Annotated in this window: 20 protein-coding genes; 9 read left to right on the plus strand and 11 right to left on the minus strand. The window is 51.8% G+C overall.

Annotated features, from left to right (window positions below):
- Positions 1-39 precede the first annotated feature (39 nt).
- Positions 40-561: a DUF3617 domain-containing protein gene (locus BLR00_RS04905; RefSeq protein WP_074631099.1), complete on the minus strand. Its 522-nt coding sequence runs from the start codon at positions 559-561 to the stop codon at positions 40-42.
- A gap of 404 nt (positions 562-965) precedes the next feature.
- Between BLR00_RS04905 and BLR00_RS04910 the strand changes: the two genes are divergently transcribed.
- Entirely contained in the window at positions 966-1619 is a 654-nt protein-coding gene (locus BLR00_RS04910; RefSeq protein WP_176759940.1) for an ankyrin repeat domain-containing protein, read from the plus strand.
- Positions 1620-1788: 169 nt separating this feature from the next.
- On the opposite strand, the gene BLR00_RS04915 is transcribed toward BLR00_RS04910, so the two are convergent.
- The 4 genes from BLR00_RS04915 to BLR00_RS16200 all read right to left on the minus strand — a co-directional run bounded on the left by BLR00_RS04915 (position 1789) and on the right by BLR00_RS16200 (position 6701).
- A complete protein-coding gene (locus tag BLR00_RS04915) occupies positions 1789-3057 on the minus strand; it encodes a cytochrome P450 (protein ID WP_074631101.1) in 1269 nt (422 codons plus the stop codon).
- Between the two features lie 69 nt (positions 3058-3126).
- Positions 3127-5274: a di-heme-cytochrome C peroxidase gene (locus BLR00_RS04920; protein WP_305367274.1), complete on the minus strand. Its 2148-nt coding sequence runs from the start codon at positions 5272-5274 to the stop codon at positions 3127-3129.
- Positions 5275-5730: 456 nt separating this feature from the next.
- Positions 5731-5922 (minus strand): hypothetical protein, encoded by a 192-nt coding sequence (locus tag BLR00_RS16195; RefSeq protein ID WP_107797676.1) that lies wholly within the window; start codon positions 5920-5922, stop codon positions 5731-5733.
- A gap of 2 nt (positions 5923-5924) precedes the next feature.
- Complete coding sequence (locus tag BLR00_RS16200) at positions 5925-6701, minus strand: PEP-CTERM sorting domain-containing protein (protein WP_107797677.1); 777 nt, start codon at positions 6699-6701, stop codon at positions 5925-5927.
- Between the two features lie 737 nt (positions 6702-7438).
- On the opposite strand from BLR00_RS16200, the gene BLR00_RS04930 reads away from it, so the two are divergent.
- The 5 genes from BLR00_RS04930 (at position 7439) to mgtE (ending at position 14021) form a co-directional block, all read left to right on the plus strand.
- Positions 7439-9295: a ribonuclease catalytic domain-containing protein gene (locus tag BLR00_RS04930; RefSeq protein WP_074631103.1), complete on the plus strand. Its 1857-nt coding sequence runs from the start codon at positions 7439-7441 to the stop codon at positions 9293-9295.
- A gap of 307 nt (positions 9296-9602) precedes the next feature.
- On the plus strand, positions 9603-10406 hold the full coding sequence (locus BLR00_RS04935; protein WP_308811295.1) for an energy transducer TonB: 804 nt from the start codon (positions 9603-9605) through the stop codon (positions 10404-10406).
- Between the two features lie 75 nt (positions 10407-10481).
- Positions 10482-11300 (plus strand): shikimate dehydrogenase, encoded by an 819-nt coding sequence (aroE, locus tag BLR00_RS04940; protein ID WP_074631104.1) that lies wholly within the window; start codon positions 10482-10484, stop codon positions 11298-11300.
- Positions 11301-11453: 153 nt separating this feature from the next.
- Positions 11454-12152, plus strand: a complete 699-nt coding sequence (mtgA, locus tag BLR00_RS04945) for a monofunctional biosynthetic peptidoglycan transglycosylase (protein WP_074631105.1) — start codon at positions 11454-11456, stop codon at positions 12150-12152.
- Between the two features lie 426 nt (positions 12153-12578).
- Positions 12579-14021: a magnesium transporter gene (gene mgtE / locus BLR00_RS04950; protein WP_074631106.1), complete on the plus strand. Its 1443-nt coding sequence runs from the start codon at positions 12579-12581 to the stop codon at positions 14019-14021.
- Positions 14022-14046: 25 nt separating this feature from the next.
- Here mgtE and lysA read toward each other — a convergent pair whose 3' ends face one another.
- Complete coding sequence (gene lysA / locus BLR00_RS04955) at positions 14047-15300, minus strand: diaminopimelate decarboxylase (RefSeq protein ID WP_074631107.1); 1254 nt, start codon at positions 15298-15300, stop codon at positions 14047-14049.
- Complete coding sequence (gene lptM / locus BLR00_RS16205) at positions 15297-15431, minus strand: LPS translocon maturation chaperone LptM (RefSeq protein ID WP_074631108.1); 135 nt, start codon at positions 15429-15431, stop codon at positions 15297-15299. The genes lysA and lptM overlap by 4 nt, the downstream gene beginning before the upstream one ends.
- A gap of 502 nt (positions 15432-15933) precedes the next feature.
- On the opposite strand from lptM, the gene BLR00_RS16600 reads away from it, so the two are divergent.
- The 3 genes from BLR00_RS16600 (at position 15934) to BLR00_RS04975 (ending at position 18472) form a co-directional block, all read left to right on the plus strand.
- Positions 15934-16491 (plus strand): FxDxF family PEP-CTERM protein, encoded by a 558-nt coding sequence (locus BLR00_RS16600; protein WP_074631111.1) that lies wholly within the window; start codon positions 15934-15936, stop codon positions 16489-16491.
- A gap of 379 nt (positions 16492-16870) precedes the next feature.
- Positions 16871-17542 (plus strand): PEP-CTERM sorting domain-containing protein, encoded by a 672-nt coding sequence (locus tag BLR00_RS04970; RefSeq protein WP_074631113.1) that lies wholly within the window; start codon positions 16871-16873, stop codon positions 17540-17542.
- A gap of 486 nt (positions 17543-18028) precedes the next feature.
- Entirely contained in the window at positions 18029-18472 is a 444-nt protein-coding gene (locus tag BLR00_RS04975; protein ID WP_074631115.1) for a hypothetical protein, read from the plus strand.
- A 187-nt stretch (positions 18473-18659) separates the two neighbouring features.
- Here BLR00_RS04975 and BLR00_RS04980 read toward each other — a convergent pair whose 3' ends face one another.
- The 4 genes from BLR00_RS04980 to gmhB all read right to left on the minus strand — a co-directional run bounded on the left by BLR00_RS04980 (position 18660) and on the right by gmhB (position 22438).
- Positions 18660-20129: a patatin-like phospholipase family protein gene (locus BLR00_RS04980; protein WP_074631117.1), complete on the minus strand. Its 1470-nt coding sequence runs from the start codon at positions 20127-20129 to the stop codon at positions 18660-18662.
- Positions 20130-20413: 284 nt separating this feature from the next.
- Complete coding sequence (locus BLR00_RS04985; RefSeq protein ID WP_074631119.1) at positions 20414-21175, minus strand: M48 family metallopeptidase; 762 nt, start codon at positions 21173-21175, stop codon at positions 20414-20416.
- The gene (locus BLR00_RS04990; protein WP_074631126.1) at positions 21138-21908 is read right to left on the minus strand and encodes a lysophospholipid acyltransferase family protein; all 771 of its coding nucleotides are present in this window, start codon (positions 21906-21908) and stop codon (positions 21138-21140) included. Before BLR00_RS04990 ends, BLR00_RS04985 begins: the two co-directional genes overlap by 38 nt.
- Complete coding sequence (gene gmhB / locus BLR00_RS04995; RefSeq protein WP_074631136.1) at positions 21905-22438, minus strand: D-glycero-beta-D-manno-heptose 1,7-bisphosphate 7-phosphatase; 534 nt, start codon at positions 22436-22438, stop codon at positions 21905-21907. Before gmhB ends, BLR00_RS04990 begins: the two co-directional genes overlap by 4 nt.
- Positions 22439-22452 lie beyond the last annotated feature (14 nt).

The raw sequence follows: 22452 nt of genomic DNA on the forward strand, positions 1-22452 counted from the left end.
CTATGACCTGAAGAGCGAAGGAACGGCTATGGACAGAAATCAGTAGGGTGGCTTCACCGTATCACAGCTTGCACTGATCCATCGGCCACTCGTATCGGCGTGCTCATTGATAGGACGATCTTGTACAGTACCCTTGAATATCGTCCATCCCGAGAAGTTCTCGGGAGTCGTAAACGTGCCCTCAGCTCTTCCATTGCCCTTTAATTGAGGATTTGTACAGACGAGATCCATCGCGTAGCTATTTTCTGTCCGGACCGCGTTTTTAAAACTGCATCCGATTTGATTTTGATGAAAATAGGAAGGAATTTTTTCGTCCGCCATTTGCTGGGTGATGCAGACTCTGGATGTTGCCGCTCCATTCTGGATCTGCGGCATGTCCAATCCATATTGCTTGGCCAGGCTTGTCAATTGTTGCATTTGATCCGGCGGAATCTGGGGCACCAAGGCCAACAACATCGACGTTGTCGTGACTTCCCATAACCCGGGACGTATGTTGTTCTCGGCCGCGCCGGCTGCTGAAGCTACGGATAACAGGAATAGTGATAACAGGATTTTTCGCATCGAGTCTCCCGAAAACGGTAATACATGACTTTGAACGTGTATTAGATCAGATAAGTCTAGCAGCCTGCCGGACTTAAAGGAAATCGACGGCAAAGGCCAACTGTGAAACCATCGGGCGGGTCTGTATTTTGCCGCTTTCAACCCATAAAGACCAATGGAACAACTATCGGCCTTCAAAATCGTCGGACTCTGTCTTCACGCTGTCAATTTTCTCGCTTCGATCTTTAAAACCGGCAGGCTGCTAGCGTATTACCGCTTGAACTTGAAGTTTGATCAACGTAATCTGAGATGGTTCGCGTTAAAAGGGGTGCACGTAGCATATGCTAAGCCGACACGAAGCTAAAACGTTGTCGTTGCTCTATATGAACCGGAATCAGGAACATGTCATGGAAAGGAGAATTAAAATGATCGGGTTGCAGAAATATAGGCATGTTTTGAGCATGCTCTTACTCTGCGCTTCACCGGGCACGTGGGCAAACATGGGTGATAGCGAACTCATCGCTGCTGCCGGAAACGGTAATGTTTCTCGGGTCAAGACGCTGCTCGCGACCAAAGCCAATGTGAACGCCAAGGCGGATAATGGTGTTACCGCATTGATAGCGGCATCGCAGAATGGCTATGAAGAGGTGGTGCAGGTATTGATAGAAGCCAAAGCAGACATCAACGCCAAGACAAGTAACGGCACCACCGCATTGATGCAGGCGTCGCAGAAGGGCCATGGAGAGGTAGTGCGGGAATTGCTTGCCGCCAAAGCTGATGTGAATGCCAGGAGGGGCGATAGCGTCACGGTGTTGATGCAGGCTTCACAGGAAGGGCATCGTCAGATAGTACAAATGCTGCTTACCGCTGGGGCCGATGTGAATGCCCGGCTGGGCAACGGTGCGACGGCGTTGATGCTAGCCTCGCAGATCGGTCATGCAGGCGTGGTACAAATACTGCTCGCAGGCAAGGCCGATGTGAACGCCAAGGCGGGTAATGGCGCGACAGCGCTGATGCTGGCATCGAAGTATCGCCACCAGGACGTCGAAAAACTCCTTAAGGAGGCGGGTGCCAGATAATCCCAAAATCTGGCAATGGCCCCTTCATTTGCCAGCAGCCCGACCAGCAGCCTGTTCCAGGGAGCTTATTCAAGGTCTCTATTGCTGGCAGCCTGTGGAGCTGGAAAAAGCGACGAAATATGTCCGGCCGGACTTTTTGTAGCCGATTTCCTTCAAATCCGACAGCTTGTCAGGTCCAGGAAAGGTCGTATTGTTCCGGAAAAGGGCCGGACTTGTAGTCGATCGGTGCATTGGCCTTGATATTTTGCCGATTCAGGACCTGACGCACCATTTCGGGAATCATGACCATTCCAACGTAGCGTCCCAGGCACTCATGACTACCAAAACCGAAATGGAAATAATTGTACCAATTGCGTTGCGGCATAAATTCGTCCGGTGATTCAAACGCCCGCTCATCAAACATTGCCGACAGGGTAACCGGTAAAACATGAGTGCCTTCGCGAAGGACGGTGGCATGTCCGGTACCCTTGGCCGCGGTGTAATCGCTCGCGGTGGTGCGAAACAAATAGGGAGTAATCGGGACGAAGCGCAGAGCCTCCCAGACGATGCCATCGAATTCGGCGGGCGTATCCTTTAGCGCGGCAGTCTTCGCTTTGCCCAGCCATTCCGGACGTTCCATCAGATACTGGATGATCTGGGCAACCGCCTGTGCAGTGGTCTCGATTGCACCAATCAAGAGACCGCCAGCATTCAGCCCGAGCCGTTTGATGTCGAAATCCAGTTGTTTAGGGTAATCCGTGCGCAACATTCTGGTTACGATATCGTCGTCCAGCCGCACGAGGGTTGAAAGGGTTATTGCCTCCGCTTTTACCTGTAGCAGGCGGCGAGCAATAAGTTCAACGATGAACATACCGAGCGCTTTGGAAGTTTCATTATGGCGATCAATGATGTGCTGGGATTTTTCCGGGGGCAGCAGATCGAAAGGCTGATTGTGGAAGGTATCCCATTGGTTCCAGTACGACCATTCGATCAAATCACTCCGTTTCGCTCCGGTTAGTCCGAAATATTCTCGCACCAGCGTTGCCGGCACCATGCGGCAATAGTTGTTGACCAGTTCAATGTTGCCGTTGGCGGTGTCGAGTATCTCCTTGGAGACATTTGCCACCATTTCGCGCACAGCAGGCAGGTCATCGCGATTCAGCATACATTGCATCAGTGATTTTTCGCGTGTATGCAGGGCATCATCGTCATGCATCATCAGATAATCGGCCATCTTCGGAACATAGGGCTTAACCGTGAATACCTTAGGCATGCTCAGCACTTCCCTGACATCGTCGAAGCGTGTGACCAGGGTGAATTTGGGCGTTATCAGAATGGGGCGTTTTTCACGCAGCTCCTTGAAAAATGGTAACGGTTCTGTGTCGATCCAGCGGCGTGCCAACGGAGATTTATCTGCATCGGCAGCGGCGTCGTACTGCTCCAAGTAGTTCGCACTCATCGGTAGCTCCCTTATGGTTTGTAGGTGATAGATATTAAGAATCGTGCTGATCAGAAATCGGGAAGTCGATCATAGTGTTTTCAGGTATTCGAGCAAATCAAGACGTTGTTCTTTCGACATGGGGTACAGGCATTTATCCCTGATGGATTTATCCACAAGTTCGTCTTTAATTGTCTCATCCATGCATTGATCCTTGATCTTCTGATCCACAGGCCCATCAGACTCGTCTACGGTACGTCTGACGCCGTAGTCGTGCCCGGCGTTATTATTGCCGCGGATATTGGTCTTGAACATGAAGCCCCCATATCCGCTGCTTTTTAAGCCTACCTTCACAGGGTCGAATTCACGTGCACCGACCTCAAACTCGTCAGGCCGATATTCACCGTCTTGCGGATCTCCCGGACGTCTTTTTGGCAGTAATAAATCATAAAGCGTTGGTACGGAGCCATTATGCAGGTAAGGTGCGGTTGCCCAGATGCCATTCAGTGGCCTCGCCTTATAAGATTTTAAAGATGCGACTGGATTGGCCGTGGTGTCTGGATCGTAATCACCGTGCTTGATCGATGGCTTGATCTCGTTATGGCGGAACCCTGCTGCTAAATTGGAGATCCAGTCGATCCAGCGGCGTAGAAACCATTTGTCCTGATCGGGGGTGGCGACAACCCCAATAGTCGCCCGGGTCAGCAAGGCCGCAACCGGAGCCCGCCGATCCAGCAAGACATCGCCCACACTCATGCCAACATACTGATTCCGCAGAATGCCGGAGAAGCCTTGGTAACTTACGCTATTTTCGGCCATCTGGGGGTCCGTACCCACATCGCTCGCCCTCGACATATGCGCCACGACGCGGCGATCAGGATCGTCGCGCTGGATTCTTGCATGGCAGCTCACGCAATGCTTATTGAACAAGGACCGCCCATTCGCAAGGCGGGTCTCGTCGATGGGCGGAAGGATATCCTCCGGCCATAGCGGAGATTGAAGACTCAACAGACGCGCTTCGATAAGGCGCAGATTTTGAACATTAACGGAAGAATAATAGCTGATATGACGACCATACAAACCCTGCCCATTAATGAAGGCGGATATCGAAAATCCTTTATTTTCCGTCCAGTCAAGTGTACCGAATACGCCTATCGCTTCCCCCGTATTGCGTGCAATCGCCTTAAGCCCGGCATTTTCCGTGAGGCCGTTCCATTGAACATAGTCATGTTGAGGTGTGTCCCATAGGAATGGGTAGCTTACCGGTGCGTCAGGGGGGTTAAACAGCTTCTTCCGTAAACGCCCGAGTGCTTCCCAGCCATTATTCTCGTTTAGAGTCGTCACAATATTTTCGACGATACTGTCTCGTTCAGCGCCACTCAGGACATCACCCGCCCCATTTGTTATCGATCTTATCTGTTCCTCTGTCATCGCGTGGCTTCCCATTATCCTGGGGTCGCGCAATAGTTCCTGGAGCTCTTTGACGTTGATGACATGTTCCAGAACCCTGTTGTAAATGCGTCCGAACGCATCCAGCCTCGCGTAGCCGTAATGGAGGCTGCTGTAGTTGATCGTAATGTAACTGGCGAGACGTTCGCGATATTTCTTGAGGTCTGCGAGGACCTCGGCCTCCGTCTTGTAATTGCCGCGGGCTAATACATTTTTCACAAACCGGTTTCGAACCTCCTCGTTTTTGAGGGTTGCTATCAAGGCGCGGACAATATCCGCCATGAAGGTTTCCATATCTGCGCTTGCCGGACCGCCATCGATCCGTATCCCCTTGCCCTTATAGTTTATTTGTCCGGTATGGCAGGCGGAGCAAGTCAAACCGAGATATTCTTTACCCTTATAATCATCCTTGACAAATCCAACCGGCAGTCCATCCGGATTACTGGAAGTCACCTTCTGCGGCAGATAACGATATCGATTCATGTTCTCGTTAGAGCGGAACGGCTCGGCTTTATCCACCTGCTCCAGCGCCAGGAAAAAATCGTAGGGCATCATGTCGGATCCCTGCGTGATGGTGTAAAACCAGAGACTGTCGGTGGGCGTCCATCCTTGATCAAGGTACTTTATCGCCGTAAAGCTGTCGCCAAAAACATCCTGCTTGACTATCGTTGCACCCCTGTCGGGATCGGCGTCAAGAGCCGCGCAGGCAGGCAAGAGCGCGGTCAAAAGAATCAAGACAGGAATGGAAGAGTTACGTCGCTTTTCCAACGCGATTGAAAATTGGTTCACGGTGTCCCCTTTATGGCGAGATTGCGGTTTCGTACAAATTTATTATAGTCGATTCCTGAAAAATATCTTGTCATGGATGAGCTTATATTGAGCGCAGCATCAGAGTACAAGGGTTTTTTAGATCGGATTGACTTGGAACTCACATTAACGTGTCAGGGGAGCTCGTCGGACTTAAAGGAAGTCGGCTGCAAAAGCCGGATAAAAAGTATCAGGTGGTCCATATTTCACGAGCTCCCTCGCGCGGGACCTTTTCAGGTAGCAGCTTGAGCAGCGATTGGGGGGCGTTTGTGCAATCGGTACACGACCCGCAGCCACCCGGGAAAATCTACCAGCCGCGCCCAATGGCGTCTAGCCAAGACACGGCGGGGCTGTATGCGCAATACCAGTTCACACAAGTGTGGCTCGCGCAATCGCGTGCCAAAGATACCATTGGCAGCAAGAAACAAGAAAAACCTGTTAATCGAAGTGGCCAAAAATGAAGCACGCCTGAAACGCGCCGCCATCAACCTGCTGGCGGGCGATAGGCTGGATAAAAAGTTGTTCTACCAGCTTACCAGCACAACCTGGCGGGATTCCCGGCGCATCAGTGGGTACCTTGCGCGCGTCAATATGGTTCAGCTCCTTGAGCAGTTCAACAGCATCGATCAAATTTATGGCCTACGTTGGCGTCTAAATACTAGCCCAATTAAAGCTGCAAGACTCAAAAGGGCAAGGGTGGGCGGTTCTGAAACCGGAACCAAAGTTCCCTGCCAATCGTAAGACATAATATTGTTGCTGAACGACATGTTACTGAAAATAACTCTGCCTTCCTGCTGCTGAGTCGGCATTTGAACCGATAACCCGGTGTATAGCGTGTGTAGATCTACCACAAAAGATGATCCATTCGCGCGTACTAGCGACGCCGTAGTAGAAACTTCGATGCTTGTAGGATCAAGCTGTGTCCAAATCCAGTGGTAGTCAGTTACGAATACAAGGTCGGTTGGACCATTGTATGTACCATTGACATCGGCCGTATAATTCAACATGTTGCCTATCGTCGACATATGAGTCGTTACACTAATTTGGTCGCCCGGCAGCGAAGGCCACATCGCTACTCGACCTGCATCGTAATTTCCTCCACTTAGATCGAAGAGGTTTAGGGCACCCCCAGACGTGTGAACACCTAATGCGCTGTTTGAGGTCGTCCAGGAATTTCCAAGTGCGAATGGGCTGATATTGCTAGGAATCGACGTAAAATCAACTTGAACATGACTAAGAGTATTACCTGTTACATCCGTCTGGCCGGTCGCGGTTGCGATAATTGGTACACCATTAATCTGTCCTGTATAGTCGCCCGAGAATTGAAATATGGGATTGGCTCGGACCAAGCCACTGAATGAAATATTCAAACAGATAACTAATGCCAATATAGAATAATTTATTCTCATGCTATTCTCCGTTTTTAACCTGCCAATAGATGGTGTGAATTCTATTTAATAGTAGTAGGGAAAACAGGAAATGCAACACGAGGTCGTTAATGTGTGCATATAGAATTGGAAAACCTATAGATACACAAAGTAATTGGTCAAATTCTATCTGCCATGTCAATTATTTCTTAACGACGTTTTTTGTATGGGGCTCTAAGCCCAAACCAGCGGAATCTTTAACTGTACAGGATTCTTATGAAGGCGGCCGGTGCTGAGCATGTTCATATTTATGAATGATAACGTCCTTTATCATTCATAAAATAACGCTGAGATTGATCGTTCCGAAGCTTATGGTCTTTTTGCTGTTTTTGAGCGACCTCTTCTAGAACTCCAATTTGCGTCGTTAAAACCAATAAATGTCGACCCGTTGTCTTGACGTGTTGCCCCGGACCGTTTTTTTTCGACCGATAGAACAATCGTTACCGTCAAAATCTACCTTCACCTCAGTCACTTTTTCGCTTTGATTCTTCAAGTCCGGCAGGTTGCCAGGAGCATCATCGTAGAGAAATCTGCACATAATGCCGCGTTTCCCGCTAAGCTGGTTAGAGCAATCAGAACCAGAGCGGACACTGTCTGGTCCGTCTTGTCTCGTTGCAAGTGCGTTTCAGGCTATAATCCCATAGTCAATCCTCCCAAACATCATGTTTCGTTCGCGATGTTCATGATTTTTACCGGCAGCACCCGCAAAAAACCATTTTATGAATGTTTTTTACGAAGAGGAAGGTATCTTCAAAGTAGGCACAATCCTTGCCGACAATACGACGTCTCTTCAAGTGGAGGCGCCTCACGGTAAGCGTGCAAAAATAAAGGCGGCTTCGGTACTGCTGCGGTTTGACGCACCATCGCCGTCCGAATTGATGGATATCGCCCAGAAAATGGCGGAGGATCTCGATCCGAATTTTCTCTGGGAGTGCTGCGAAAGTGAGGCCGAGTTCGCCAGCGATGCATTGGCTACGGATTATTTCGGTCACATAGCCAGTTCTGAGGAAGCAGCCGCGGTGCTGATCCGGTTGCACAGCGCGCCGATGTATTTTTACAAAAAAGGACGGGGGCGCTATAAAGCTGCGCCATCGAAAGCACTGGAGGCGGCGCTTGCCAGTCAAGAAAGAAAGCGCCTGCAGGCGGAACAGCAAGCTCGCTATGTGCAATTGCTGGGCGCGTTTGCCCTGCCGGAAGAATTCCGGCCATCGCTGTTCAATTTGCTCTACCGGCCCGACAAGAATACCGTGGAATGGAAGGCGCTTGATGCCGTTTGCACGTCGGCCAAGCTAAGTGTCCCCGGGTTGCTCGAAAAATGTGGTGCGATACCGTCTACCCATGACTACCATGTCAACCGGTTCCTGCTAGAGCATTTTCCCGAAGGAACAGATTTCGGTGCGCTTGACGCGCGCGGCGAATTGCATGACGCGGTAGATTTGCCCTTGGCGGATGTGACTGCCTTCAGTATAGATGATGCCACCACAACTGAGATCGATGATGCCTTTTCGGTCACGCCGCTGACTCTGGGCAGCTTTCGCATCGGTATCCACATTGCCGTTCCCACGTTGGGAATCGCACCCGGTTCGCTCCTGGATGTTGCAGCGGCACAGCGTCTTTCAACCGTGTATCTTCCGGGCAGCAAAATAACCATGCTGCCGGAAGTAGTGATACACCACTATACATTGGGCGAAGAACGGTTATGCCCGGCGGTTTCAATGTATATCGATGTGGCGGACGATTTCACCGTTATTGCCACAACCAGCCGCATCGAACGAGTAAAGGTTGCCGCCAATCTCAGGCACGACGTGTTGGAGGAGCGTTTTAACGAACACACTCTGGCGACGGGAAGTCTCGATCATCCTTTTGGCAAGGCACTGCTGGCGCTATGGAAATTTGCCTGCAAGATGGAAGCGGTTCGCGGCAAGACCAACGACAGCAATAATGAGAAGATCGATTACAGCTTTCACGTTGAAGATGATCGTATCACTATCAGCGAGCGCCGGCGAGGTTCGCCGATCGATAAGGTGGTATCGGAATTGATGATTTATGTGAATACTGAGTGGGGCAAGCAACTGGCCGATAGCGGTATCGCCGGCATCTATCGCAGCCAGGGTGGCGGTAAGGTCCGGATGGGCACTTCTCCCGCGCCGCACCAGGGTTTGGGTGTTTCCCAGTATGCCTGGATCAGCTCACCGATGCGCCGCTATGTGGATTTCATCAATCAGCGGCAATTGGTCGCGCTGCTGCGAAAGGAAACGCCACCTTATACCCGGGACAGTGATAGTCTGCGGATATCCATGCGGGATTTCGAAGCGGCTTATGAAGTCTATGGAGATTTTCAACGAAGAATGGAGCGCTACTGGTGTTTGCGCTGGCTGTTACAGGAGAATATCAATACGACGGGAGCGCAGGTAATTAAGGAGAATCTGGTGAAACTGGATCACCTCCCTTTGGTCGCGCGAATAACCTCCTTACCGGAATTGTCGCCAGAAACGGCTGTTGAAGTGGAGATTTCTCAGATTGATTTGCTGGAACTCACTTTTCACGCAAAATTCCTGCGCAAATTGGATGCATAGATTGGGCTGTCAACCTGTGTGACGAGCGTATCGTTGTTGTTTTACAATGAACCTGAATTCGGGAGTTGGCCGCTCATTAGATCAGTGTTATGACTAATACCAGTATTATTTCGTACTATTTGACTCTTACCTTTCGTCCAATTACCGGATGTAGTATGAATGTTGTTTCCTAAACAGACATCGGTCTAAATTTACACGCGTTGTTAAATTGAGCGTCACTCCAAACATATCGGATTTTAGCTCAGCCTTATCTCGCGGATGGCTGTCAGATCCTTCGTCGCGCCTGAACTTAACGATATTGATTTCGGTGATTTTTCACGCGATTGTTTTGTTCGGGATTACCTTCAAACTCCCCTATCCAGAAATCGACAAGACCGCTATGCCGCTGGAAGTCGTGCTGGTCAACAGTCAATTCGCATCGAAGTCGCGCAATGCGGATACGCTGGCGCGAGCTAACCTGGAGGGTGGGGGAGCCACTGACAGCAATCGCCGGGCCAAGACGCATCTTCCATCGTCGCCAGAACATCAGCACGCGGCTACTGAAGAAACGGATCAGCCTGAACAGGAAACAAAGCAAATGATGACCGCGGTCGAGAGCGGTCAGGACGTTTATCAAACAACTCCCCCTTCGAATCAGACCGAACAAAACAGCCTCGGTATTAACGGTAGCGACCTGGTTCAACGTAGTATCGAGATCGCTCGCCTGGGGGCTCAGACCGCACGGGATGGTGAAGCTTATCAGCATCGTCCAAAACGCAGATTTATCGGTGCTCGTACGCAGGAATACCGCTTTGCCCGCTATGTGGAAGATTGGCGTCTCAAAGTGGAGCGGATCGGCAACATGAATTATCCTGAAGCGGCGAGGCGGGAAAAAGTCTATGGAGACCTGCAACTCACCGTTGGTATCAGGTCTGACGGCAGTCTCGAGTCGCTTGAAATAAATCGCTCGTCAGGGAAGAAAGTTCTGGATGAAGCGGCGTTACGCATTGTTAATCTGGCGGGACAAAATGGATTTGCCCCCTTTCCGCCGGACATCAGCCGAGATACTGATGTCCTGCATATTACCCGTACTTGGGCGTTTACCCGTTCGGATGAACTGACAAGCCAATAAGATCCGCGTCGTTGCCACTTTGCCCTGTATCCCAAAAACTGCACACTTCACCCCGCTCACGCCGTTTACTGACTCATGACCGATTTCTATGCCGTCATCGGCAACCCCGTCGCTCACAGCAAATCACCGTGGATCCATGCCGAGTTTTCCCGGCAGACGGGCCAGGATATGCAATATGAAGCGATACTTGCGCCGGTAAATGCTTTTCCTGCAACGGTGGCGGTTTTCCGGGAGCGCGGCGGCAAAGGCATGAACGTGACGGTTCCATTCAAGCTGGAAGCCTGTAAGCTTGCCGGCCGTTTGACTGAGCGAGCCGATGCCGCCCAAGCGGTAAACACACTCGTATTCAACGCTGATGGGACTCTAGGCGCCAATACCGATGGCGCTGGATTGGTGCGCGACATCATGGTTAATCTGGGATTCTCTCTTACTGGCAAGCGGGTATTGTTAATGGGTGCGGGTGGAGCGGCCCGGGGTGTGGTGCTGCCGCTACTGGAACACGACCCCAGTATTCTGGCAATCGTCAATCGTACTCAACAAAAAGCGCATGCGTTACAACAGCAATTTTCCTGCTACGGAACCATTGTATCTGGCGATTACGCGGATATTCTTGGGGAAAAATTTGACCTTGTTATTAATGCCACCTCCGCCAGCCTGAAGGGCGAGCTGCCGCCGTTATCCCCAGGTATTTTCGCGGCTGAATCGCTGGCCTATGACATGATGTATGGCGATGGATATACACCTTTTCTGCAATTCGCGAAGCAACAGGGCGCATCACGTCTGGCTGACGGCATCGGTATGCTGGTGGAGCAAGCGGCGGAATCTTTCTTCCTGTGGCGTGGGGTAAGGCCGGAAACCGGGCCGATAATTAAAATGCTCAAATTACATACCTGAACCTAAGTCCGGCCGCCGACCGCTTTACCTCGTCCAACTACCGGATTTAGGATGATCCATCAAAACCCTTCACGCCATTCGAGCTTCATCTTTTCGGTGAGCTCGTTACCGGGCGGATTTAGGTTGAAAACCTGACAGCATAATCCCTGGTGCATGCAGAAATTTATTAAGCGTTGGTTATGGCGTTTCTTCCTGTTATTAATCGCCGCGGTACTTGCCTATCAGCTATGGATTCTCGGCCATGTTGTCTATTGGAACTTCTACAATCCTTCCACCAGTGCATTCATGCAGGATCGGTTGCATGATTTACGAAATAAAGACTCCACAATGGCGTTACGCACCCAGTGGATGCCTTACGAGCGGATTTCACCTCATCTCAAGCGTGCGATCATAGCCGCTGAGGATGGCAAGTTCCTGGAACATGAGGGTTTCGATTTCGAAGCTATTCAGAAGGCATACGAGAAAAACCTGAAAAAGGGCAAGCTGGTTGCGGGCGGCTCTACTATCAGCCAGCAGCTTGCGAAGAACCTGTTTCTTTCCGGCGAGAAAACGCCGTGGCGCAAAATCCAGGAAGCCATCATCACGCTGATGCTGGAAAGGGTGATGTCCAAACGGCGCATCCTGGAGATCTATTTGAATATCATTGAATGGGGAAATGGAGTATTCGGCGCCGAGGCCGCTATTCGCTACTATTACGGTGTTTCCGCTACTTCTGTCACCGCGGAACAAGCCGCCCGTCTCGCCGCCATGGTTCCTGATCCGAGATTCTACGATCGTAATCGCAATACGCCGTGGTTATTGAGAAAAACTGATATTATCCTTAGCCGTATGGCATCTACGCAAATTCCCTGACAACTCCTCACCGGTTCGTCCGGCAACATGAACCATACTTTGCGTTCACTCTCCGCCCTGTCATAATATTTGCTCTGCATTCTGAGTCTCCCTGCAAACAGGCGCTCCCGCCAAACGAGAAGCGAGTGCGTCAGAAATATCGCGCATAACGGTTTCAAATAGGTGCTACAAATGACGGGACTGATGTCGAGCGAGAAGCGGGGTAACGCATATCTATCCATACGCAACGACGAACAATCCTGAATTCGCCTTCTAGCGGACTCGCCAAGAGGTGAGGGTCAACAACGAAAGAAGTCTTTTGTGAATCCTGACACTAAAATGAAACACGAGCGGTTAACCGGCGGATTTAGGATAATGTCGCATGGCGGCAATGCAGCCCGTTTAAAGTAGCGGTACTTTTGACGCAATACACCAGAGCGATGGGCGATGACTAAAGCAAATACCCTTAGGGAGACCGAAGATCTGCAAGAGAACTTGCGGCGCCTGACGCATCTATTGCACAAACACAAGCTGGTAGAAGGTCTGGTGCATACACAGCAAATGCCGCGCCAGGAACTGGTCGAAGCCTTGGTGCATAAGCAGAATCTGGCGGAACTGCAAAACCTGCTCGACAGGCTTCACCCCGCGGACGTTGCTTATATCCTTGAAGCCATGCCCCTCGGAGATCGTCTTATGATCTGGGAGCTGGTCAAGGCGGAGCGCGATGGCGAGATTCTTCTGGAAGTTTCGGACGCGGTTCGCGAAACACTCATCGCCACGATGGACAGCGATGAAATGCTGGCGGCGACGGGACAGCTCGATGCCGACGAGATCGCTGATCTCGCACCTGATTTGCCGCGTGATGTTATGGAGGATGTATTCCGGTCGCTGCCGATGGAGGAGCGCGAGCAGTTACGCGCCGCCATGTCTTATCCGGAGGATGCGGTGGGCGCGCTGATGGATTTCGACGTGGTGACTATCCGCGAGGACGTGACGCTGGAAGTCGTGCTGCGTTATCTGCGCCGTTTGGATGAGCTGCCTGACCATACCGACCAATTGTTCGTGGTGGACCGGAATGAGCATCTCAAAGGCGTGCTCCCGGTGAACCGGCTCCTGGTAAGTGATCCCGATGCCACAGTGGGATCGGTGATGGCCAAAGAAATGGTGAAGCTTCACCCCAAAGATAATGCACACCAGGCAGCGCAGGCATTCGAGCGCTATGATCTCGTTTCTACTTCGGTGGTCAACGCCCAAGACAAACTGGTAGGACGCGTTACCGTTGATGCGGTGATGGATTTTATCCGCGCGCAGGCGGAAAGCGAAGCGCTGAATGTGGCGGGTTTGCGGGAAGAAGAGGATTTGTTCGCACCTGTATGGAAAAGCGTGAAGAACCGCTGGACCTGGCTGGCTGTCAATCTGATTACCGCATTTATTGCATCACGCGTGATTGGCGTGTTTGAAGATTCAATCGAGAAACTGGTGGCACTGGCGGCACTCATGCCGATTATTGCCGGTATCGGCGGCAATTCCGGCAATCAGACAATTACAATGATCGTGCGCGCCCTCGCTTTGGGCCAACTCCATCCAGGCAATGCACGTAAACTGTTTGCCAAGGAGATTAGTGTGAGCGCGGTGAACGGTCTGGTATGGGGGAGTGTGGTCGGATTATTTGCTTTTTTCATTTACGGCAATGCCTCACTTGGGGTGGTGATGACACTGGCGATGATGTTGAACTTGCTGCTGGCGGCTTCATTGGGGGTAGTGATTCCGCTGACCCTGACTAAACTTGGCCGTGACCCGGCAGCGGGCTCCAGCGTGATGATTACCGCCGTCACCGATAGCGGGGGTTTTTTTATTTTCCTGGGACTCGCAACTCTTTTTCTGATATAGCCAGGAACCACCGGATAAGTTTCACTCAGGGTAGAATTTTCTCGCCGGCAATTAGCTGTTCCAGGGATTCGCGTTGGCGAATAAGATGAATGCGGTCACCGTCCACCATGACCTCGGCGGCGCGGGGGCGGGTATTGTAGTTTGAACTCATGCTCATGCCGTAGGCCCCGGCGGACATAATGGCGAGCAGATTGCCCTGCGCCAATGTCAGCTTTCGGTCATGCCCCAGAAAATCGCCTGTTTCACAAACGGGTCCGACAACCTGATAAATTTTATCGCCGCCGCTATTCGCAATAACCGGCAGGATCTCATGGTAGGCGTCATACAGTGCCGGACGCATCAGGTCGTTCATGGCGGCGTCCACGATAGCGAAATCCCGATGCGGGGTATGTTTGAGATACTCGACACGCGTAAGCAATACTCCGGCATTACCCACCAGCGCTCGGCCGGGCTCGATCAGGATACGCTGGTTACGCCGGCCGATCGCGGCACACAATGCCGTGACATAGTCTTGCACCGCTGGCGGGTTTTCTCCCGAATAGCGAATCCCGAGACCGCCGCCCAGATCCAGATGATCGATAGTGAGTCCCTGGGTTTCAAGGCGAGTCAACAGGTCAAGTATTTTCCCGCAAGCTTCGACAAAGGGACCGAGTTTGGTCAATTGTGAGCCTATGTGGCAGTCCAGTCCGCTGATGCGCAAGTTGGCAAACTCTTGTGCGGAGGCATAAAGCTTCTCCGCTTCGTCGAAGGGCACCCCAAATTTGTTTTCCTTGAGACCGGTGGAAATGTAAGGATGCGTTTTTGCGTCCACATCGGGGTTGACCCGCAGGCTTACCGGCGCGATTTTATTCAACTCGCCTGCTACCTGGTTTAGTACGGCCAATTCCGCTTCCGATTCCACGTTGAAACAGAATATCCCCGCGGCAAGTGCCGCCCGCATTTCGCTCGGCTGTTTGCCTACTCCCGAAAATACTATTTTTTGCGGATCACCACCCGCTTTCAGCACTCGCTGAAGTTCACCCCCGGAAACAATATCGAAGCCGCTGCCGAGACGGGCGAATAAATTGAGAATGGCCAGATTGGAGTTGGCTTTGACCGCATAACACACCAGATGGTCGTGTCCGCCAAAAGCGGTGTCGAATTCCCGGTAGGCCGCAACGAGCGCCGCGCGTGAATACACATAACAGGGTGTGCCGAATTCCCGGGCAATGCGGTCCAGTTGAACCGATTCGCCGTACAGTCTGCCATTGCGATAGTCAAATGAAGGGAAACCGCTCACTTCTTTTTCACTTCGCCCTGAGATTGTTGCGATGGCTGTGGAGGTTGTTCTTGTGGAAGATAGAGGGGTCCCTTCAGGCCGCAGGCATTGAGCAGCAAAACCAGCAGAGCAGCGGTACAGAATTTATGCATGGAACGATACCGGAATGATTGATACGAAATACTAACATAAAGGGTAAGAATCTCTGAATAAGTCCCTCCCAGATCAGCCAGCCACCACAGACAATTCTATTCAGTTGATTGACAGCGCTATTGCGTACCGCAGTTGCTTCATTCACTTCACTGTCTTCCTCTATGGCATGTGCTTAATAGCTTATGTATATGAATCCTGGCCGGCATTGGCTGTCATTTTTTTTCGTTAAGCTTCTGACGTGCTGTAAAGCCACGCCCGTTTTGAGCCGGTCCGGAAAACCCAGAATATGCCAAAACCATGGCTTTGCTAAAGAAGCCTGTCAACATGCAGATAGCCGAAATACCAGTATGGGGGTTAGCTACAAGGAGCTAATAGCCTTGGGTAATGCAGGCCATGTTAACTATATCCCAGTCTCAACAATTGACATAATCATTTCATATGATGGCCACTCCCCCAACTCATCAATACCAACAAGTAATTTTTTTAATAGGGAGACTAGAAATGAAGTTGATTAAAAGTTTCGTCCTTACAAGTATATTTTGCATTTCCAGTGCCGGTGCTTTCGCTGACACAATTACCCATCTTAATGTTGGGCCCTTGCCAACTTCGCTCGCGTATAGCAACTCATTCGCTAGCGCATCTTCAGGCTCTACATTTTTTGATGATTTTATTTTTACGATTCCTAATGGTTCCGCCAACTCAGTCACTTCGTCAATAAACCTGAGTAGTATATTGGGTCTTACCGACCTTAGGGCTCGCTTATACACGGGTAGCACGCATCAAACTGGGGCAGTTGTCCCGGGTACGCTTATGGAAGCATGGGGAACCACCGTTAACTACAGCCCAGCAGTATCTGCAACAACCGTTGTTTTAAATCCGTTGACATTGGATGCTGGCACCTACACCCTTCAAGTCAAGGGAACGGTTGCTGGTTCAGCTGGCGGCTCATACGCGGGGGTATTGAACATTTCGCCTGTACCTGAACCAGAAACTTATGCCATGCTGTTGATCGGTCTGGGTCTGATGGGCTTTATGGCACGTCGTAACAAGATTTCTTGAGCTAAGCTTGATTCTGAGCCACAGAGAGGGGGGTCTCTTTGTGGCTTTTTTCGTTTTTAGCGACTGATAAAATTATGCCGGTATCAAGCTTGCCGGATCGACCCCAAAAGCATTCCACCCCGCACTTAGTAGAATCCAGGCATGCGCCTTAAAGCTCATGTTTATGAATTCTGATGGAGTATGTGCTGTCATTTTCCCTCGTTAAGCTTTTGACGTACCGTAAAGCCACACCCGTTGTGAGCCGGGGCCGGAAAATCCAGGGTCTGCTGAAGCGCACGGATTGATGAAGAAGCCTGTGTGTGCACAGATAGCCAGAATGCTGGTACGCCATTTCTTTGCAACATAAATCTTTGAAACCAAATTCTTGGGAGGATCGTTCATGAGTTACTTGAGGCCATTGCCGGGGTTACTGTTTGCCCTCGCGATATCGGTTTATCAACCGCCCGGACACGCGGCGGTATCGACATCTTATAGTTTTGCAAATATCACGCATAGCAACGCTGGAGCCGAGGCGGATGGGGAAGCGAATCTGAATGTTGAGATGATAGATCTTGGCGGCAGTCAGGTGAGGTTCACTTTTACCAATACCTCCACCTCTTCCCTGGCCGATGTCTACTTTGATGACGGTACGCTGCTCGGGATTGCATCCATTTCGTCCTCATCGGGGGTGAGTTTCTCGCAAGGGGCCACTCCGCTCAATCTTCCTGGTGGCAATACCGTCAGCCCAGCCTTTGTGACAACCGCAGGCTTTCTGGCGGATTCCGACGCACCTGTCTCGCCCAACGGTGTTACCCAGGGTGAATGGCTCTCCATCGATTTCAACCTGACTGCCGGTCAGACATACAGCAATGTTATTAGCGCGCTTGCACTCCCGAACAATGGCGGAGACGGCGACTTGCGCATTGGTGTGCATGTGCAAGGGTTTGCAGCGGGTGGCAGTGAGAGCTTCATCAACATAGCTTCTCCCATCCCCGAACCTGAAGTCTATGCCATGCTTATGGCTGGCCTGGGTCTGATAAGCTTTATGGCGCGTCGTAACAAGACTTCTTAAGCTAAGCTTGATCCTGAGCCACAGAGAGGGGGGCCGCTTTGTGGCTTTTTTTGTTTTTAGCGGCTGATAAAATTATTCCGGTACCTATGGTCGTCTTAATTTATGCCACTGCTGTCTGCCATGCACCGAAAGTCTCAGTGGTGTCGATTCGCAACTTTTGCCACCGGCAGAAACGTGCCAGGAACGGACTCTCAGACGTTAAGCCGATGATGAAAAACTTGAACGAGTTTGTTTGCTACCCCCTTTCGTGCTGCTCGGCTGGCATCACACCAGCTTTGGCCTAATAAATCCGCTTCAATAACCATGGCACGAGAGCAACTCACCTGTAACGCTTAATAGGATAGCCAACGCAGAGGTTGCCTCTGCTTTACAAATCAGATTCTTCATCTATGATAAACATGAAATCTATCCTAAATACTGTGAGATAAAGACGCGTAGCGCCAGTCACTTTTTACGTTAGGTCCCATCAATCACTGGAATGAACCCATGCCGGATACCAAGTCGACATTTGAGATAATTGCTACTACGGTTCAAACACTCAGTATTGTTGCTGGGATTGTTATTAGCATCATGAGCTTTAATGCAGCCCAACGGAAAGAAGCAGAGGCCAGAGAGCTTGAAACGGCAAAGCCGTTCTATACACTTAGACAAAACTTGTACGCCGAGGCCGTCAAGTCAGCAGGAGTCCTGTCAAACCCCGAAGTACACACGAAAGAAGAGATCGCGAAGTCCAGGATTAGATTTAGGGAGCTGTATGTCGCAGAGTTGGCTATGGTCGAGGCGCCTGCAGTCGAAGGCGAAATGATGGCACTCGCCTCGATAATCGACCCAGAATTGCTGAATATGACCGAAGCTCAGAAGGCAGCATATGACTTGGCTCATGCTCTTCGAAATTCTTTCACGCATTCTTGGAAAATCAAAGACAAATGAGCGCTATTATTTTGGGTCCTAAACCCTCATGTATCGGACCGGCCTGCGGGCGATCTTGAACATCGAGCATTCGTCATCGAGAAGCGCAGCTGCCTGATGGGTGTCGGTTTACGACCTTCGAGACGGCAGAAATGTGCCACAAACAGTCAGTCGCCGTACCTCGAATGCAGACACTCGTCTTTAGGACCTAGCGCGCTGTCGCCGGGTTGCCACCAGCCGCTGGTGCTACGATCAGCTTAATGCCGGCATCCCTCACGAACCGCTGGAATTCTGGCGACGCCATGATGAGCGTCCCCGCTGCGGCGCGCAGACGGTCGACGGCTTCGGCGGGCAACATAAACGACGTAGGCAGCTGATTCAAAAAATGGAGTTCCGCCTTGTCATCCAGCGCAGGGAACGAGACGTCGATGGCATAGATTTCGGCGTCCGGGACGCGCAGCGCGGCGGCAACTGCTGGAGGCTTATTGCCCTTCAATGCGGCCCAATCACGAATCATCCGCAAGGTTCGCCAACGCGCTGCCGTATCTTTCAACAGTTCTATCGTCTCGTATGAATACGAGTCGATCGGCGTGCCGGCCGCTTTGCCTAGGATGTTCAGGACACCGGGAATGCTCTCCGACTGGTCCCACTTCGTCGTGGGAGAAGACATCGAATTGACGATGAACACCACGATTCTCTTCGCAGTGTCGAGCCGCGTGCGCACGCCGGATTCCTGCAGCGCCTCGAGAATTTCCAGTGACATGAGCACGCTGCGCATGCCCACGTTGTCCGATACAGCGCCGTCGACGAGATGGAGATAGGGCCGATTGACACCGTCGCCGTACGCTTCCTCTCCTTGGAGTTGCCGTACCGCCCGCGCCGCCGGTCGTGGCGGTTCTGCGGTGTCGACGAATGGCGCCACCCAAGCGGGTCTGATCTTGTTGCAGGTACCGCCATAGTTGTTGATAGCGACGGGTGAGAACACTACCGGCACGGCGGACGAGGCCGCAGCGGCGCGGGACAGCGGCAGCGCATTGAGATCCGAGCAGATGATGTCAAAAATGCGCTGGCTGAAGACAAAACGGGAGCCCGTCGTGATGTCCGTGGCCGCCACCCAGATCATTGGACTCGCGCCGTGGTCGAGATCGGCGAAAGTAGCGCCGTTGAAGAGGATTTCGTCGTACAGCTCGGCCGCCAATTCAGAACGGCCCCAACCCGTCGTCCACAGCTTTCCCCAGTTGGCTGGATTCAACGTGCGCGCGATGATCTCACCTTGCACATCGCGTTTCAGGAAGCGCTGCTCGTAATCATTAAATAGCTTGTCGCCATACAGGCCATAAGCCAGCGCGGTGAACGCACCCCCGGACACTCCGGTTATGATGTCCACTTCGTCCAGCATGCGGATGTTCAAGCCCGTCGGGAAGATGAGATCCATGCGCCGCAGGGCTTCGAGGGCTCCGTATGCGAATGCGGCAGCACGGGTGCCACCCCCGGAGAAGGCGAGGATGATTATGTTCTCGGTGTCATAGCCAATGCGGTGCTGCCAGCGGGTTTCATAGCGAAACCCTCCCTTCAGATCGACCCACTCGAGCGGAGGGTTGATCGGGCGCGTCGCGCAACCGCTGAGCACGGCCACCACGATGACAAGAAGCAATGATGGAATGCGCGATCGAATCATGGGCTGACGGCAAAGCGTTATGAGAGCTGGAATTCTATCACGCGCCATTATGTACAATAATGGGGCTAAAGCATAGCTTGGTCCTGAGGCACAGAGGAGCATCCGCCCCTCTGTGCCTTTCTTTTTTTGCTGTCCGGAGCCATACACTCCCGCGTCGCCGAGATCCTTGAACAGTTGAACCTAACGAAGCCGTTCCGAATCTCATTGTCCATTGCTCCATCTTAATTGAAGCGATGTTTATGTATATGCCTTGTACAGGAGGATAAATATGACGTACGTCGCCTTCACCCAAACCTCTTCAACTCTTTTCTCGCCTCCGCATAATTCGGATAGACGCGTCCCACCGCTTGCCAGAAGGCTGGTGAATGATTCATCTCGATGAGGTGCGACAATTCATGCGCTACCACATAGTCCACCAGATGAAGCGGCATTTGAATCAGCCGCCAGTTGAGATGAACAATGCCACGCGAGTTGCAACTGCCCCACTGGGTTCTGGCGTGCGATAGCCGCAACTGCGGCAGTGCAACGCCGAGCTTGTCCGCATACAGCGCAAGCCGTTCGCTGAAACATGCCAATGCTTTGTTGCGATACCAGTCCATCACAATTTTTTCGATTTGGCGGGCGGTCAGTACGGATGGCAGTGGCAATTGCATCTGCCTGTCTTCGGCTCCTGCCTTCATGGTTGCCCGAGTCATTTGCATCACCCCGGTAGCTATCGCCGCCAGCCGCCAGGGTTCGCCCAGGAGCGGAAAAACGGCGCCTTCCTCCCACACCGGTTCACTGGATTTTCTGCTTTTCCATTCATCGAGTTTTTCTACCACCCAATCGGCCCTGTTTTGCAATACCGATTCGACCCAGCACACCGATTCTCTTAATGGAATGCGGACAGTCAAGCCCTCGCTGTCAATTTTCATACCAATCGTTCTACGTTTGCAGCGCTTGAGCGTATAAGCGACTTCCTTGCCATTCAAGCTGACATGGCGGATTTCACCTGCGGGCGTTGTCCGCCTATCCTTCGGAGACCGGAATAATTTTGCTGTTGTCATATGCCTTCCGATTCTGGTCGCCAATACGAATCATTTCCGCCTCGATCCAGGTTTCCACCATGGTGTTGAGATCGCCGGACTCCATTCCTCGGGGATCTATCGGCGCGCCGACGCTCACTGTAATTGTGCCGGGAAGTTTGATAAACGCATTCTTGCCCCAGAATTCCCCCGCATTGTGCGCAACCGGGACCACTGGCGCGCCAGTATGCGTAGCGAGCCATGCGCCGCCAATGTGGTATTTCCCTTTTTTCCCCGGCGCAATGCGCGTGCCTTCCGGGAAAACCACGATCCAGAAACCCTGCTTCAGGCGATCTTTTCCTTGCTCGACGATTTGCTTCAGTGCCGTTTTTCCCGAGCTGCGATCGATCGCAATGGGACTATTCATTGCCAATCCCCAACCGAAAAATGGTACACGCAGCAGCTCTTTTTTAAGTACCCACACCTGGGGCGGAAAAATCTGCTGAAACGCGAGGGTTTCCCATGCCGATTGATGTTTGGACAGTATGATGCTCGGTGCTTGCGGGATGTGCTCCGCGCCCATAACGCGATATTGTATGCCACAGATAATGCGCAGCAGAAACAGCATCAGATGCGCCCAGCCGGAAGTGATGCGGTAGCGGCTCATGGGCGATAGTGGGAACGCGGCGAATACAATCAGGAAATAAAGCGGAGTGATGACGATCTGCAATAGGCTATATAGCGTTGAACGCAACACCGGCAGGATCATATTCATTCCGTCAGTGCATCAACGGCTGCTGCAAGGTCACGGAATATCCGGGTGTTTTGGGGCAGTCCACCCTCTGCTTTCGTTTTTTTGCCTTTGCCGGTCAGCACCAGAACCGGAATAGCACCTACCGCCGCCGCAGCCTGTAAATCACGCATTGAATCGCCTATTGCGGGTACGCCACCCAGCTCCAGGCCAAAGCGCTGAGAAATTTCCTTGAACATTCCGGTTGCGGGCTTGCGGCAATCGCAATTATCCGCAGTGGTATGCGGACAGAAAAACATCGCATCAATGCGTCCACCCGCCTGGTTTGCCGCTTTCCACATCTTGTCATTGATCGCATTGAGCGCGGCCATGTCCAGCAGCCCCCGGCCGATGCCGGCCTGGTTGGTGGCGACCACGACCCGATAACCTGCCTGGGTGAGACGCGCAATCGCTTCCAGGCTGCCAGGAATCGGCTTCCATTCATCCGGCGTTTTAATAAATGCGTCGCTGTCAAAATTGATGACACCATCGCGATCGAGAATGGCCAGTTTCATAATAGGGATCCAGA

This window comes from Nitrosospira multiformis (assembly GCF_900103165.1).
In the GTDB taxonomy this organism is placed as follows: domain Bacteria; phylum Pseudomonadota; class Gammaproteobacteria; order Burkholderiales; family Nitrosomonadaceae; genus Nitrosospira; species Nitrosospira multiformis_D.